Raw genomic sequence first — 13,340 nt, forward strand, 5'->3', positions numbered from 1 at the left:
ACCCCACCCACACCCCCTCAGAGCGCTAGCGGTCCGACGAGCACGCCCATCAGGTGTGCCCGCTTCACGCCGAGGCGCGGCGGGAGCAGACCGACGACGCCCGCGGCGACGAGCAGACCCACACCGAGGACGCCGGCGAACAGCCACGCGAACACGCAGAGCAGGCCGAGGACGGCCACCGACAGTCGAGTCGGGTCGACGCTACCGACGAGTCGGAGGTACGACGGCCCGAGCGTCCCGACGAGGGCGAACCCCGCGAGCGCCGCCCCGAGGACCGCGAGGACCGACAGCGGTAGCGACGGCGTCCCGACGGTGTCGTCGACGGCGACGAGGACGCCAGTCCGTGGGGTTCCGAGCGCGAACAGTGCGAACAGCGCGAAGACCGTATTCGCTGTGTTGACGCCGCTAGTCGCCACGACGAACCCACGTGCGCCGTACCTCCCAGGGACGGCCGTCAGCGCCAGCGTCGCGGCGACGGCACTGGAGACGCCCGGCAGGTAGCCAACCGCCGCCCCCGAGAGCGTTCCGACGCCACCCAGTCCGGCGACGGAGCGCTTCGAGAGCGCGAGCGTCGCGTCGTCCTGTTCGGGGACGCCCGCCCCGTCCATCGCGTCGAGGAGGACGGGGACGCCGAACAGGCCGGCGAACAGCGGCATCAGCGTCGACCCGCCGAGCGGTCCCGACACGGGTGCGTCGAGCGTCAGGAGTCCCAGACCGCCGCTCGCGCCGACGGCGATGGTCGCGCCGAGACGGCCGGTCCACGTCGGTTCCGTCAGGACCATCGCCAGCGCGATACCGCCGAGCACGAACGAGAGGTTGGCGACGACGTGCGGGTAGAGCGCCGTCATCGCCGAGGTGATGGGCACAGCGAGCGGGACGGCGAGCGCAACGGCGAGGACGCTCCCCAGCGCCGACAGTCGGAGCGCCTCCTCGCCACGCCCTTCGACGACGAGTCGGTGACCGGGGAGTGCGCTCGCCGCCATCGCCGGATCGGGAACGCCGAGTGCGAGCGCCGGCACCACGTCGAGGAACGTGTGGACGACGCCCGCCGCGAGCATCGCACAGGCGACGAGCGTCGGCGGACCGGGTGCGGCGGCCGCTCCAGCCGCCAGCAGGAGCGCCACGTTGTTCGCGTGGAGGCCGGGGACGAGGCCGCTCAGCGTCCCCAGCGCGATACCGCCGAGGACGGACCCACAGACGGCGAGGGCGAACTCCGGTGCGACGACCACATCGGGGACCATCGCTCGGGAGTGGCCCCGCTCTCACTGATGAACGTTCGGAGCGACGGGGGCCACACGGCCGTTCGGTCGGGAGCGCCGCCGCTGGCCGCCGTGAAAAATCGAAGGAGATTGGCGTGTCGAGTCGACTGCGAGGTGACCCGTCGAGCAGTTAGCCGAACAGCTCGCCGAGACCTTCGCCGGAGTTGTCGTCCTCCTCTTCCTCGTCGTCGTCGCCACCCTCGTCGGCGTCGGCCTCCTCGGCCTCGTCGGCGTCGTCGTCGCCGCCGTCGTCGGACTCGCCACCGGCGGCACCGCCCGCGGCCCCACCTGCGGCGGGGACGGCGGCGGCCGTGTCGATGGCCTCCTCGATGTCGACGTCCTCGAGTGCGGCGACGAGCGCCTTCACACGGGACTCCTCGACGTCGACGCCCGCGGCCTCGAGGACCGCGGTGATGTTGTCTTCGTTGAGCTCTTCGTCGGTCTCGTTCAGGATGAGTGCTGCGTAGATGTATTCCATTGTTCTAAGGGTGTGTGATTAGCCGAACAGCGCGCCCATGGCGTCGCCACCGTCGTCGTCATCGTCGTCGTCGGTGTCGTCTGCCTCGGCGTCCGCGTCGGCGGATTGGTCGTCGGTCGATTCGTCCTCGGCGGTGTCGGCCTCGTCGGCCTCGTCGCCGCCGTCGTCCGTGGCGGGGGCGGCGAGGTCACCGCGCAGTTCCTCGGGGAGCGCCTCCTCGTCGTCGATGAGGGCGGCGAGCGCGCGCATCTGTGCGTCGGCCTTCCCGACGAGGTCGTCGGCGATGGCCGGGCTCTCGACGGCCGCCGAGATACCGACGGCGCGAGCGTCGTTGCTCGCCGTGCCGAGCAGGAGTCCCGCGGTCTGGGCCGTCGGGTAGACGGCGTTGACCGAGACGTTGCGAGCGGCGCTGGCGGCCGCCTGCACGTCGGCGCGGTACTCGTCGATGTCGATGGCGAGGTCCTCGGGGTCGAACAGGACGCCGTCGGAGTAGACGCCACGGAGGTCGAGGCCGACCTCCTTCGGTTCGATCTCGAGTTCGCTCAGGACGTTGGCGAGCTGCGCGCTGACCTCCTCGCCTTCTTCGAGGACGGTGGAGTCGGACAGCACCTGGATGGAGCCGTCCTGGATGCGCGCGTCCGCGCCGACCTGCTGGAGTTCGCCGACGAACGGACCCGGGTCGATACCGGTGTCACCCTCGGGGATGACGATGTCGTTCGGGGCGACCTCTCCGGCGTTGATGGGTGCGGGCGTCTTCGACGCTTCGAGTTCGCGGTAGAGGCCGAACGGGTTGTCGTTCGTCCCGATGAGACCCACCTGTCCCTCGACGAGGTCCTCGAGCTGACCGAGGTCCTGTTCGGCCTCGTCCAGCGCCCGAATCATCAGCGTGTTGCGCGAGACACGAAGCTGGGCGGTGCCGTGCAGGTCACGGCGCATCGCCTGTAGCTGCCGCGAGGGGATGCCGGCGAGGTTGACGACGCCGACGCTCTCGTAGCTGTCGAGGATGGCGACGACGGTGTCGACCTCCTCCTGTTTCCACTGTGGGATTACCTCGGTCTTGCGTTCGGACTCTGCGGACATTTAGGCCACCTCCACGGAGGGGCCCATCGTCGTCTTGACGTAGACGGAGTCGATGTTGAGCGGCCCCTTCTCGAGGTCTGCTTCGATACGACGCAGGATGACGTCCACGTTGTCGGCTATCTCCTCGGCCGACATGTCGGCCGCACCGACGCGGGTGTGGAACGTGCGGCGGTCGCGCGAGCGGACCTGCACCGTGTTCTTCATCCGTTCGACGACTTCGACGACGTCGTCGTCGGGCTGAAGCGGTGTCGGCATCTTCCCACGGGGACCGAGGACGGTCCCGAGGTAGCGACCGATGTCCTGCATCATGCTCGCCTCGGCGACGAAGAAGTCCGTCTCGCCGGCCAGGTCTTTGGCGGCGTCGGAGTCGTCACCGAGGTCTTCGAGGTCGTCTCCGTCCATGACTTGGTCGGCGACGTCCCGTGCTCGGAGGGCTGTCTCACCCTCTGCGAACACGACGATACGTGTGTCTTGGCCCGTTCCGTTCGGAAGGACGATGCCCTCGTCGACACGGTTAGACGGGTCGTTGAGATCCAGGTCTCGCAGGTTGATAGCGAGGTCCACGGTCTCCCGGAAGTTCCGGGGCGGGGCGTCCTCTAGTGCGAGAGAGACTGCATCTTCTATTTCCTGATCTGCCATTGTTCACCTCCGTAGTGCGCCGTGAGGCTACTACGGCGTGAAACAGGCTACGCCTGTCTCGTTTCACGTCACTAACTTCGCGGACTTAAATACGTCGAACCCGCGACGAGGTGAATCAGAGCGAGGAAGTGCCGAGACGTGCGCTCACCACCCTCACCGGTCGGCTCCGGGCTCCGACCGGTTCGAGGCGACGGTCCGTTCGACGACGTGACTCTCTTCGTCGCAACCCGTTTGTGTCGGGGGTTATACCACTTCCGAGAGTACGCTCGACCGAGATGTCCGACGAGAGCCACGGTGAGACCGAACAGTCAGTGTCGAACGAGTCCGGTGGCGTCGCACGACGCCGATACCTCGCCCTGCTCGGTGCGGGGACGATGGGGGTGGGTGCGGGGTTCGGGAGCCTGCCGACCGCCGCGGCGGCGACCGGTGGGGAGCGGGCGAACTGCCCGGGACCGACCGGTGCCGTCTCGTACTATCAGGTCGACTTCGTCGTCGGGACCCCGGAGCAGCGACTGGGTGAGACGCCAGACGACTTCTACGCGCGACAGGGGCGACTGATCCAGTTCCTCCACGGGAGCGAGGAGACGCCCGTGACCCGTCGCTCCCCGCCACTGGCGTTCGCCGACGAGGAGGCCCGACGCTGTCTGGAGAGCGACGGTATCGCCGTCGAGGACGGGGAGGCACGTGTCACGTTCACCGTCGCCGAGGACTGCTCGCTCGACCTCTCGCTGGTCAGTTACGAGAAGTCGGGGCCGGGGTTCGACCGTGACCGGGCGAGCGAACAGGTGCTCGTGGACGCGACGTCGGGGACGTTCGAGGCCGGCACGCACGAACTCTCCGTCTCGGTCGCCGAACGCCCCGTTCCAGGGTTCGTCACCGAGTCCGTCGACGACTCGGTCGACGCGGTGGTCGACCGCATCACGAGCGCCATCGAGGCCGGCCCGTTCACGCTCGTCACGACCGTCGACCACGCCGCGAGCGCCGCGGACGTGGGTCTGGAGCTTCGACCGACCACGCTCCTCGTCTTCGGGAACCCGGCCGTCGGGACGCTGTTGATGCAGTCCGCACAGACGACGGCCATCGACCTGCCACAGAAACTGCTCGTCTGGGAGGCCGCGGACGGGACGGTCAACGTGAGCTACAACGACCCACAGTATCTCGCGGTCCGCCACGGTATCGAGGACCGCAAAGAGGTGCTGTCGAAGGTTTCGGGGGCGCTCTCCTCACTGGTGGACGCCGGACGGCCGTAGGCCGACCGCGCGAAGGCGGACCTCTCGGTCCTCGTGGCGTGGAACGACGGAAAGAGAGAAAGCGACTACGCCGAGCCGAGCTGTTCGTCGAACTCGCCGTCCTCGACGCGCTGTTTGAACGTTCGTGCGTCCTCGCCTTCGATGGTCACACCGAGCGAGACGCAGGTGCCTGCGACTTCCTTCGCTGCGCCGCGCGTGTCGTACGCGAGCAGGTCGGGCAGTTTCTGGTCCGCGACCGTGACGAGCTGGTCGATGGACATGTCGGCGACGAACTCCGCCTGCGGGCGACCGCTGCCCGTCTCGAAGCCGAGTTCGTCCTTGACGAGCGCGGCCGTCGGCGGCACACCGACGTCGATGTCGAAGCTCCCGTCGTCGTCGTAGGTGACGGTGACGGGCACTTCGGTGCCGTCGAACGCAGCGGTCTGTTCGTTTATCTCACTGACGACTGCCTGCACGTCGACCGGCGTCGGGCCGAGCTCCGGCCCGAGCGGTGGCCCCGGATTGGCCTGTCCGCCGGGGACGAGCACTTCGATGGTACCTCCCATATCGGTTCAATTCCGCGCTCGCGGTTTTAAGAGTTGTCTTGTTTCCCGCGCCACGGGTCTGGTTCACACGGGCTGCCGAGCGAGGGGGAGAGACGTGTCCGGAGGCGCGGCGGTACTCAGGGGACGAACACGCCGTGGCGAGTGAGCCACTCGCTGGCGTCTTTGATCTCGGCCGGACTGCCGATGATGCGGACGGTGTCGTCACGGTCGTCGGTCCCGACCCGGTCCCTCGACGACCCTCTCGTCGCTTCGCCGTCGACGAACGTCAGCGTGAACTCACGCCCGAGGTCCGTGCGCAGGTCCTCGATGGCGTCGCTGGGGAGGATTATCTGCGTGCTGTCACGGTACCGGGCGGCGTCACTCATCGTTCGCCGTTGCTCGGCCCCGTGTATTAACGTACTGAAACACGCTCACCGAGCGGCCGCCACCTCCCGACTGCGCCCACCGAGCCGTCGTCTTCCGTGGGCTCAGAGGTTGACGACGAGCAGTCCCACGAAGACGACGATGAGAATCGCGGCTCCGACGATGGCGAGGTTCGTGTCGAAGTAGAAGCTGAGCGCCGTGTGCAACACCGCGACGAATCCGAGACCGACGAGCGCGAGGTTCTTCGCCAACGTGCGCTTGTCCATGTCGTCGCTACGCTCCCGTTCGGTATAGGCGTGTGCGTCGGGCGATTCCTCCCGTCGCGGCGACGGAAGGACACCCTTTTCGTACCCGGTGGCCGAAGGCAGGACAATGGGACTTGAGGAGGAGATAGAGGCCATCGAAGAGGAGATCGCCAACACTCCGTACAACAAGTCCACCGAGGCCCACATCGGTCGGCTGAAATCGAAGCTCGCACAGAAAAAAGAGAAGCTGCAGAACCAGTCGTCTGCGGGCGGCGGGCAGGGCTACGCCGTCGAGAAGACCGGTGACGCCACCGTCGCGCTGGTCGGGTTCCCCTCCGTCGGGAAGTCGACGCTGCTCAACGCCCTCACGAACGCGGAGAGCGAGGTCGGGAGCTACGAGTTCACGACGCTCGACGTCAACCCCGGCATGCTCCAGTATCGCGGCGCGAACATCCAGTTGCTCGACGTGCCGGGGCTCATCGAGGGGGCGGCAGACGGCCGCGGCGGTGGGCGCGAGGTGCTCTCGGTCGTGCGGACCGCCGACCTCGTCCTGTTCGTCCTCTCGGTGTTCGATATCGACCAGTACGACCGCCTGCGCGAGGAACTGTACAAGAACAAGGTCCGCCTCGACAGTCGGCCGGCGAGCGTCAGCGTCTCGAAGAACATCAAGGGTGGACTGAAGGTGACGACGAGCGGTGACGTGGGACTCGACGAGGGAACCATCAAGGAGGTGCTCCGGGAGTACGACTACATCAACGCCGACGTCACGGTCCGCGAACAGTTGACCATCGACCGACTGGTCGACGCGCTGATGGACAACCGCGTCTACCTCCCGTCGCTCGTCTCGGTCAACAAGGCCGACCTCATCGAACCGGACTACCTGGAGACGGTCAACGAACAGCTCCGTGAGCGCGACGTCGACCCGGAGACGGCGGTGTTCATCAGCGCCGAGAAAGAGCGGGGGCTGGAGTCGCTCAAGGAGTCCATCTGGGAGTCACTCGGTCTCATCCGCGTCTACATGGACAAACCCGGCCGTGGCGTCGACTACGAGGAACCGCTCGTCGTTCGGAAGGGGGCGAGCACCATCGACGACGTGCTCGACAAACTCGGGAGCGACTTCCGGCAACGCTTCCGGTTCGCACGGGTCTCGGGGCCGAGCGCCAAACACGACGAACAGCAGGTCGGCATGGAGCACGAACTCCAGGACGAGGACGTGCTGCGACTCATCATGCGCCGATAGACGTGGCGGACGCGAGCGGCCCGGACGACGATTCGCCACACGCTCACCAACGGGACGTTCTCGGAGACGGGCCGGGTTCGTCTCCGCGTACGCGCACGCGAGGGCGACCCGCCCGTCGCCGGGTGCTGGTCGTGCTCGCGCTGGGGGTGGTGCCGTGGACCGTCGTCGCCGGCCGGGACCTCACCGTCGTGTTCGCGTTCGGGTTGCTCAACGACGACCCGTGGTCGCTCGTCTGGCTCCCGGACTACCTGCGGTTCTCCTCGTACGGCCGCTCGGCGGCCATCGAGGCGTGGCTCGTCGGTGTCGGCATCTACGCCGCGGCGGTCGTGAGCGCCCTCGCCGGCGTCGTCGGGTGGGACGACCGCCGACTGACCGGCGGGCTGCTCGTGCTCGCGGGCGTCAGTCAGTTCCCGTTGGCGTGGTCGTTCACGCGACGGCCCGACACGCTCGGCCTGCCCGTGGGGAGTCTCCTCTTGCTCGTCGCGGCGTGGTGGTACTACTGGCCCGCGTTCACGACGTGGCTCGACGAACGGGCCGACTGACCCGACGGCGCGTCACACACGGGCACCGAACGTTTATCGCTCGTCCGCGAGTGGAGTTCGGCGTGAACGCCATTCTCGACCACACGATGATGCGCGTCGAAGACCTCGACGCCGCACTGGAGTTCTACACGGAAGCCATCGACTACGAAGAGAAGGGTCGCTGGGAGGCCGACACGTTCACCAACGTCTTCCTCGGCCCCGAGGACGTCCACGAGGAGGGCGCGCTGCTCGAACTCACGTACAACCACGATGGGCGTTCCTACGACGTGGGGGATGCGTGGGGTCACATCGCCGTCCGCGTCCCCGAGGACGGTCTCCAGGACGCCTACGACGAACTGATGGACGCGGGCGTCGAGGACTACCGCGACCCCGAGTCCTGTGACAACCGCTACGCGTTCGTCAAGGACCCCGACGGCCACGAGATAGAACTCGTCAAGCGCGACTACGGCGCGAAGTGGAGCCTCGACCACACGATGATGCGCGTCGAGGACGCCGACAGCACCATCGGCTGGTACGCGCGCAAACTGGAGTACGAGACCCTCCCGGACTACAAGTGGGAAGCCGACTCCTTCGCCAACTACTTCGTCGCGCCACGGGGGGCCGCCCAGGAGGCGATGAGCGTCGAGTTGACGTACAACTACGACGGGCGCTCCTACGAGATGGGCGACGCCTGGGGCCACGTCGCCGTCCGCTGTGACGACCTCGACGACGCCTGGGAGACGCTGATGGAACGCGAGGCCGAGGACTACCGCGACCCCGAGTCCTGTGATCACAACTACGCCTTCACGAAGACGAACGACGGTCACGAGGTCGAAGTCGTCACCCGCTGAGGGCGGTGCCATCACGGGCCGAGGAGGGACCATAGTGAGTCAGACCGACTCGCGCGCGAGCCTCGCGGCCCGCGCGTGCCGACTCTACTATTTAAACGGACATCGTTTCGAGGGGGTATCGGGCGATTGTTACTCGCCGGATGAGTAACTCTCGAGCCTCTCGATAGGGTGACTACCCCGGTGTCGTGACCAGGCAGGTTCCTGACGATTGTCGTCCCAGACGGCGGTTTGGCCGACTCTCGTCAGACGCCCGTCGGCCGCTGGGCCGACATTGCCACAAAGCGTATATCCCATGAATTCGGCAGTGTGGCGCGTTCACACGCGTCTGACATCACCAGAAAGCATTTATAATACCGAGCGTTCGTTTCGGGTGTACCCCTACCCATGGTGACAGTACGAAGTACCGACCAATCTGGTGGCCCTCTGGTCATCGGTCGTGAACCGTGCTCGACCCGACAGGTACGATAACCATGACAGGAAACAACAAAGTCCGCAGCCTCTTCCTGGCTGCGCTCGTGGTCTTCTCGGTCTTCGCCGGAGCCACAGCGCTCGCAGGGAGCGGTGCTGCTCAATCAGCCAACGAGTCCTCCGAGACGATCGACACGCTCGTCGACGGGGACGTCGTCTTCGTTGGCCAGACAGTAACGTACGAAGACAGTGGCGCGAACGGCTACACGCTCGTCGACAGTGACGGCCAGTTCGTTCAGGAATACGGCGCTGGTCAGATCACTATCGACGTCGCCGACCTCGAGCCCGGTACGTACACCCTCCGCACGCAGGGTAGCGATACCGAGATCGACTTCACCGTCGCCGAGCAGACCATCTCTGCTTCCTTCGACGGCGAGGACAGCCTCGAGCTGAACTCGAACCGTGGTAACTACTTCGTCGAGATCACGTCGAGCGACGTCGACGACGTCTCGAGCGTCTTCGCCGCCGAGGACGCTCTCGACGCCGAGGGCTTCCAGGTGGAAGTCGACAACACCGGTAGCCTCGACCTCGCCGACGACCTCAATCTCGAGGGCGGCGAGTACGACTTCGACATCGAAGTCGTCGACACCGGTGCAGAGGCGAACGCGACGCTCGGCGTGGGCGTCACGCCCGACGCTGACGCCGAGTTCGAGCAGTCCGTCTACGAGGGCACGCGCGGTGACCTCGTCATGATTCCGCTCGACTTCTCCGGCGCAACGGACCAGGCGACCGTCACCCTCGGTTCCGAGGACGTCAACTATCAGGTTGACCTCCTCGTCGAGGACACCGACGGCGACGGCAACGCGACCATCGTCTTCAACACCTACCAGACGCTTGAGGGCGAGGACACCGCGTTCTCCGGCGCTGAAGGCGCGTCCGTCACCGTTGTCAACGACAACGGCAACGCAGACCCGTCTGCAGAACCCAAGCTGAGCCAGATCCTCTCGGCTGACGCAGCGTACGACCTCTCGGCCTCCGTCGACGATGACGAGACCGACGTCGCAACGCTCGCGATCAACGAGGGCTCGGTCGACTCCTTCGAGATCGGCACGGCTCCCGCCGCGTCCTTCGGTGACGCCGAGTCCGTCAGCGACGTCGAGAACGTCTCTGTCGACTCCGACACCGTCGCAGCGGGCGACGTCGTCACGCACCGCCTCGAAGCGACCGGCATCTTCGGCGCAGTCACGGCCAACGGTGGCCTCAGCGAGTTCCTCTCGCAGACTGATGCCGAGATCACGATCTCGGAAGTCGACGCCGGCCCGAACGCCGACGCTGACTCCATCAGCCTCGAGGACGACCTCGACGAGAACGACTACAACGTCGTCACCGACGGCGAGGGTGTCGTCTACGTCAACGTCGACTCCAGCGCTGGCGCGCTCGAGGACTTCAGCGGCGAGCTTCAGACGACGCTGACGCTCACCGAGGACACGGGTCTCGTCGACGAGGAGACCTCGCTGAACGACACGTTCACTGTCGTTCCGCGCACGGCATCCTTCGACACTGAGGAGATTGACGACGTCGACACCGTCGTCGTCAGCGCCGAGAACGGCTCGACCATCACGGGCGAGACGTCCGTCGCACCCGGCACGACGTTCAACGTCCGTGTCCGCGCGACTGGCGACAGTCCGTTCCTCCTCAGCGACCAGGTCGAAGCGGACGAGAACGGTACGTTCTCGGCCGAGTTCGACTTCTCGGGCATCAGCCCGAACACGACGTTCGAGGCCTCCATCATCGGTGGCGACTTCGACCAGGCTGACACCGACGTTCCCGGTGTCGTCCAGCCTGCACCGTCGGCTGAAGTCTCCATCAGCGACCAGGAATCCGACGGCTCCACTGTCACGGTCGACAGTGCGACGCTCTCGGACGGTGGCTTCGTCACCATCCACGACAGCACGCTGCAGGACGGCGAGGTCCTCGGTTCGGTCCGGGGCACCTCCGACTACCTCGAATCGGGCGAGAGCTCGGACATCGAGATCTCCCTCGACGCACCGTACAACGAGTCCGGCACGGCCATCGCGATGGCCCACATGGACACGAACGGTAACGAGGAGTACGACTTCGTCACCTCGGAAGGCTCCGAGGACGGTCCGTACACCGATGACGGTTCGCCCGTCGTCGACTCGGCTGAGATCACCGTGAGCAACCAGTCGACGTCGGCCTCCGTCACCGTCGAGGACCAGACGACTGACGGCTCGGTCGTCACCATCGCGAGCGCCTCCCTCCCCGAGGGTGGCTTCGTGACCATCCACGACGACACGCTGCAGGACGGCGCAGTCATCGAGTCCGTCCGCGGTACGTCCGAGTACCAGGAAGCCGGTAACGTGACCGACCTCAACGTGACGCTCGACACCGCGTTCGAGAACACGTCCACGGTCATCGCGATGCCGCACATGGACACGAACGACAACCAGCAGTACGACTTCGTCACGAGCGAGGGCTCGGACGACGGTCCGTACACGAACGAGGACGGCTCCCCGGTCACCGACAGCGCAGAGCTGACGGTCGGCGGAGAGGGTGACGGCACGACCGGCACCCCGACGGACACGACGGAGGAGACTCCGACGCCGTCCGAGCCGACGACGACTGAGGGTGAGCAGACCGACGACGGCACGCCGACGACTGACACCAGCCAGCCCGGCTTCGGTATCATCGTCGCGCTCGTCGCACTCGTCGCCGCCGCACTGCTCGCAGTGCGCCGCGACAACTAACTGGTAACACTACCGGACCTCGCTCCGGTCACCCGCGATACTTTCTTTCGGACGCTACACCAGCCAGCGACAGCGCCCCGACTCCTTCTGGAAGATACTTACCGGTCGCCGCACAGACACCACCATGGACATCGGTCGCCGCCGCGCCCTCAAACTCCTCGGCGGGGGTGTCACGGCCCTCGCGGGGTTCAGAGCCCTCGACAACGTCGTGCTGGGCTACGGCGTGCTCGTCGGCACGAACCTCCACGACCAGGACCTCGCCAGCGTCGCGGGCGACGCCTTCGGTCCACAGGCCGAGACGTTCGCCCTCGGTGACGCGACGGCCCGACTGGACGGGGCGGACCTCACCGTCAGTTCCGAGGCGGGCGAGCACACGTTCGGTCGGACGGACGTCGAGCGAGCGCGGGCCGTCGACGCGGACCACGGACTCGACGGTGCGCTGGTCGCGTTCGTCCGTGATGCGGCCGCCATCGACGCCGGCGACGTTCGCTTCGAGTTCTCGACGGTCGACGCGTTCTTCGAGCGCTGCCGAGACGCCGAGCCACGGCCGGCCGTCGTCGAGGCGAGTCGTGGCCCGTGGTTCCGCGACGAACCGGCGGCGACCGTCGAGCGGTTCACCGAGGCGGACGCGACGGACCCCAAATCGGTGGTCCACGGGCTGACGGACGGCTTTCGGGAGTACGCGGACTACGACGTCGAGCGGTATCTCGCGGGGTCGGTCGAGGACAACGTGCTGTTCGGTGCGGCTGACCTCCGGAGTTCGTTCGCGGACCCCGTCGCGTTCGACGCTCTGCTGGCGAACGGCGAGACGGGGATGTTCTGCTACGAGTTCGTCTTCCGCTCTATCGAGGCGTTCCACGCGCGGCCGGCACGCGAGCAGTCGGTCCCGGTCGTCGCCGGCTACGTCAGGGACGCGCGGCACAAACACGCCTACACGATACTCGCCAGCGTCGTCCGCGAGGACGGCGACCTCGTGGTTCCGGCGACGTTCGTCGACTACACGCACACGACGCTCTACGACGACCTCTACGTCCGCGGCGTGATGGGTGAGGGTCTCGAAGCGTACAACACGCGCCACCGGGCGACGGAGATTCGCTGGTACTGACCCGCCCGGACCACAGGAGACTTATCCACCCGCGCCAGAGGTACAGTCAGGATTTCATGGCATCACCTACGACCGACCTGCTGGCGTGGCTCGTCGTCGGCCTGTTCACCGGTGGCTCGCTGCTGGTGACCGTCGACCGTCGCCTCGGCCGGTCGCTCTGTGTCCTCGCGTGGGGCGTCTTCGCCGTCTTCTGGGCGCTGCTGGTCCCCCACTTCACCTTCGTCGTCCAGAGCGCCATCGAGGGCGTCGCCGCCGCCGTCGCGGTTCCGGGCTGTCTCTACGCCGGCTACCTCCTCGCTCGCGGCCGTGACTCGTTGGCTGGTGACGTCATCGCGGGCCGTCGGCGTGATGGGGCTCATCTACCTCCCCTTCCTCACGAGCGACGCGCTCCGAGGCTGGCTCATCGAGACCGTCGCCGTCCAGACGCAGTGGGGTATCAATCTCCTGGGGTACTCCCCCGAACTGATGACCAGCGAGTCCGGTTACGAGTCGCTGTTCGTCTTCCGGCGTCACGGCCTGGTCAACGCCACCGAAATCGTCCTGATGTGTACCGGTCTGGGAGCCTCACCATCTTCGGTGGTCTCATCG

14 protein-coding genes and 1 pseudogene are annotated in these 13,340 nt (G+C 66.7%); 7 read left to right on the forward strand and 8 right to left on the reverse strand.

What is annotated here, in order from left to right:
• Positions 1–17: 17 nt before the first annotated feature.
• The 4 genes from GQS65_RS20630 to GQS65_RS20645 form a co-directional block, all read right to left on the reverse strand.
• On the reverse strand, positions 18–1,241 hold the full coding sequence (locus GQS65_RS20630) for a tripartite tricarboxylate transporter permease (RefSeq protein WP_158206505.1): 1,224 nt from the start codon (positions 1,239–1,241) through the stop codon (positions 18–20).
• A gap of 148 nt (positions 1,242–1,389) precedes the next feature.
• Positions 1,390–1,737, reverse strand: a complete 348-nt coding sequence (gene rpl12p, locus GQS65_RS20635; RefSeq protein ID WP_158206506.1) for a 50S ribosomal protein P1 — start codon at positions 1,735–1,737, stop codon at positions 1,390–1,392.
• Positions 1,738–1,755: 18 nt separating this feature from the next.
• Positions 1,756–2,817: a 50S ribosomal protein L10 gene (locus tag GQS65_RS20640; RefSeq protein WP_158206507.1), complete on the reverse strand. Its 1,062-nt coding sequence runs from the start codon at positions 2,815–2,817 to the stop codon at positions 1,756–1,758.
• Positions 2,818–3,456, reverse strand: coding sequence for a 50S ribosomal protein L1 (locus GQS65_RS20645; RefSeq protein ID WP_158206508.1), 639 nt, complete (start codon positions 3,454–3,456; stop codon positions 2,818–2,820).
• Between the two features lie 275 nt (positions 3,457–3,731).
• Between GQS65_RS20645 and GQS65_RS21495 the strand changes: the two genes are divergently transcribed.
• Positions 3,732–4,706 carry a DUF302 domain-containing protein gene (locus tag GQS65_RS21495; RefSeq protein WP_199268517.1) on the forward strand — a complete coding sequence of 325 codons (975 nt, stop codon included), beginning with the start codon at positions 3,732–3,734 and terminating at the stop codon, positions 4,704–4,706.
• 65 nt (positions 4,707–4,771) lie between these two features.
• On the opposite strand, the gene GQS65_RS20655 is transcribed toward GQS65_RS21495, so the two are convergent.
• From GQS65_RS20655 to GQS65_RS20665, 3 genes are all read right to left on the reverse strand, one after another.
• On the reverse strand, positions 4,772–5,251 hold the full coding sequence (locus GQS65_RS20655) for a 50S ribosomal protein L11 (RefSeq protein ID WP_158206509.1): 480 nt from the start codon (positions 5,249–5,251) through the stop codon (positions 4,772–4,774).
• Between the two features lie 116 nt (positions 5,252–5,367).
• Positions 5,368–5,616, reverse strand: a complete 249-nt coding sequence (locus tag GQS65_RS20660; RefSeq protein WP_158206510.1) for a VNG_1110C family protein — start codon at positions 5,614–5,616, stop codon at positions 5,368–5,370.
• A 102-nt stretch (positions 5,617–5,718) separates the two neighbouring features.
• Positions 5,719–5,880, reverse strand: coding sequence for a hypothetical protein (locus GQS65_RS20665; RefSeq protein WP_158206511.1), 162 nt, complete (start codon positions 5,878–5,880; stop codon positions 5,719–5,721).
• 106 nt (positions 5,881–5,986) lie between these two features.
• Between GQS65_RS20665 and GQS65_RS20670 the strand changes: the two genes are divergently transcribed.
• From GQS65_RS20670 to GQS65_RS20690, 5 genes are all read left to right on the forward strand, one after another.
• Positions 5,987–7,099, forward strand: coding sequence for an OBG GTPase family GTP-binding protein (locus GQS65_RS20670; RefSeq protein WP_158206512.1), 1,113 nt, complete (start codon positions 5,987–5,989; stop codon positions 7,097–7,099).
• A 122-nt stretch (positions 7,100–7,221) separates the two neighbouring features.
• Positions 7,222–7,641: a TIGR04206 family protein gene (locus GQS65_RS20675; protein ID WP_368280394.1), complete on the forward strand. Its 420-nt coding sequence runs from the start codon at positions 7,222–7,224 to the stop codon at positions 7,639–7,641.
• Between the two features lie 62 nt (positions 7,642–7,703).
• The gene (locus GQS65_RS20680) at positions 7,704–8,471 is read left to right on the forward strand and encodes a VOC family protein (protein WP_368280395.1); all 768 of its coding nucleotides are present in this window, start codon (positions 7,704–7,706) and stop codon (positions 8,469–8,471) included.
• A 470-nt stretch (positions 8,472–8,941) separates the two neighbouring features.
• On the forward strand, positions 8,942–11,647 hold the full coding sequence (locus tag GQS65_RS20685; RefSeq protein WP_158206523.1) for a DUF7282 domain-containing protein: 2,706 nt from the start codon (positions 8,942–8,944) through the stop codon (positions 11,645–11,647).
• A gap of 124 nt (positions 11,648–11,771) precedes the next feature.
• Positions 11,772–12,752, forward strand: coding sequence for a hypothetical protein (locus tag GQS65_RS20690; RefSeq protein ID WP_158206513.1), 981 nt, complete (start codon positions 11,772–11,774; stop codon positions 12,750–12,752).
• A 62-nt stretch (positions 12,753–12,814) separates the two neighbouring features.
• On the opposite strand, the gene GQS65_RS20695 is transcribed toward GQS65_RS20690, so the two are convergent.
• Positions 12,815–13,111, reverse strand: coding sequence for a hypothetical protein (locus GQS65_RS20695; protein ID WP_158206514.1), 297 nt, complete (start codon positions 13,109–13,111; stop codon positions 12,815–12,817).
• Here GQS65_RS20695 and GQS65_RS20700 point away from each other — a divergent pair.
• Positions 13,101–13,340: pseudogene (locus tag GQS65_RS20700) on the forward strand (archaeosortase A); the annotation flags it as partial. The gene GQS65_RS20695 and the pseudogene GQS65_RS20700 overlap by 11 nt on opposite strands.

Source organism: Halomarina oriensis (assembly GCF_009791395.1).
Lineage (GTDB): Archaea > Halobacteriota > Halobacteria > Halobacteriales > Haloarculaceae > Halomarina > Halomarina oriensis.

What these genes read in the sequence shown, in the direction of transcription:
- GQS65_RS20695 (WP_158206514.1), bottom strand. Translation starts at nt 13,111, where the DNA reads ATGAGCCCCATCACGCCGACGGCCCGCGATGACGTCACCAGCCAACGA.
- GQS65_RS21495 (WP_199268517.1), top strand. Translation starts at nt 3,732, where the DNA reads ATGTCCGACGAGAGCCACGGTGAGACCGAACAGTCAGTGTCGAACGAG.
- GQS65_RS20665 (WP_158206511.1), bottom strand. Translation starts at nt 5,880, where the DNA reads ATGGACAAGCGCACGTTGGCGAAGAACCTCGCGCTCGTCGGTCTCGGA.
- GQS65_RS20655 (WP_158206509.1), bottom strand. Translation starts at nt 5,251, where the DNA reads ATGGGAGGTACCATCGAAGTGCTCGTCCCCGGCGGACAGGCCAATCCG.
- GQS65_RS20640 (WP_158206507.1), bottom strand. Translation starts at nt 2,817, where the DNA reads ATGTCCGCAGAGTCCGAACGCAAGACCGAGGTAATCCCACAGTGGAAA.
- GQS65_RS20645 (WP_158206508.1), bottom strand. Translation starts at nt 3,456, where the DNA reads ATGGCAGATCAGGAAATAGAAGATGCAGTCTCTCTCGCACTAGAGGAC.
- GQS65_RS20630 (WP_158206505.1), bottom strand. Translation starts at nt 1,241, where the DNA reads ATGGTCCCCGATGTGGTCGTCGCACCGGAGTTCGCCCTCGCCGTCTGT.
- rpl12p (WP_158206506.1), bottom strand. Translation starts at nt 1,737, where the DNA reads ATGGAATACATCTACGCAGCACTCATCCTGAACGAGACCGACGAAGAG.
- GQS65_RS20660 (WP_158206510.1), bottom strand. Translation starts at nt 5,616, where the DNA reads ATGAGTGACGCCGCCCGGTACCGTGACAGCACGCAGATAATCCTCCCC.
- GQS65_RS20670 (WP_158206512.1), top strand. Translation starts at nt 5,987, where the DNA reads ATGGGACTTGAGGAGGAGATAGAGGCCATCGAAGAGGAGATCGCCAAC.
- GQS65_RS20690 (WP_158206513.1), top strand. Translation starts at nt 11,772, where the DNA reads ATGGACATCGGTCGCCGCCGCGCCCTCAAACTCCTCGGCGGGGGTGTC.
- GQS65_RS20685 (WP_158206523.1), top strand. Translation starts at nt 8,942, where the DNA reads ATGACAGGAAACAACAAAGTCCGCAGCCTCTTCCTGGCTGCGCTCGTG.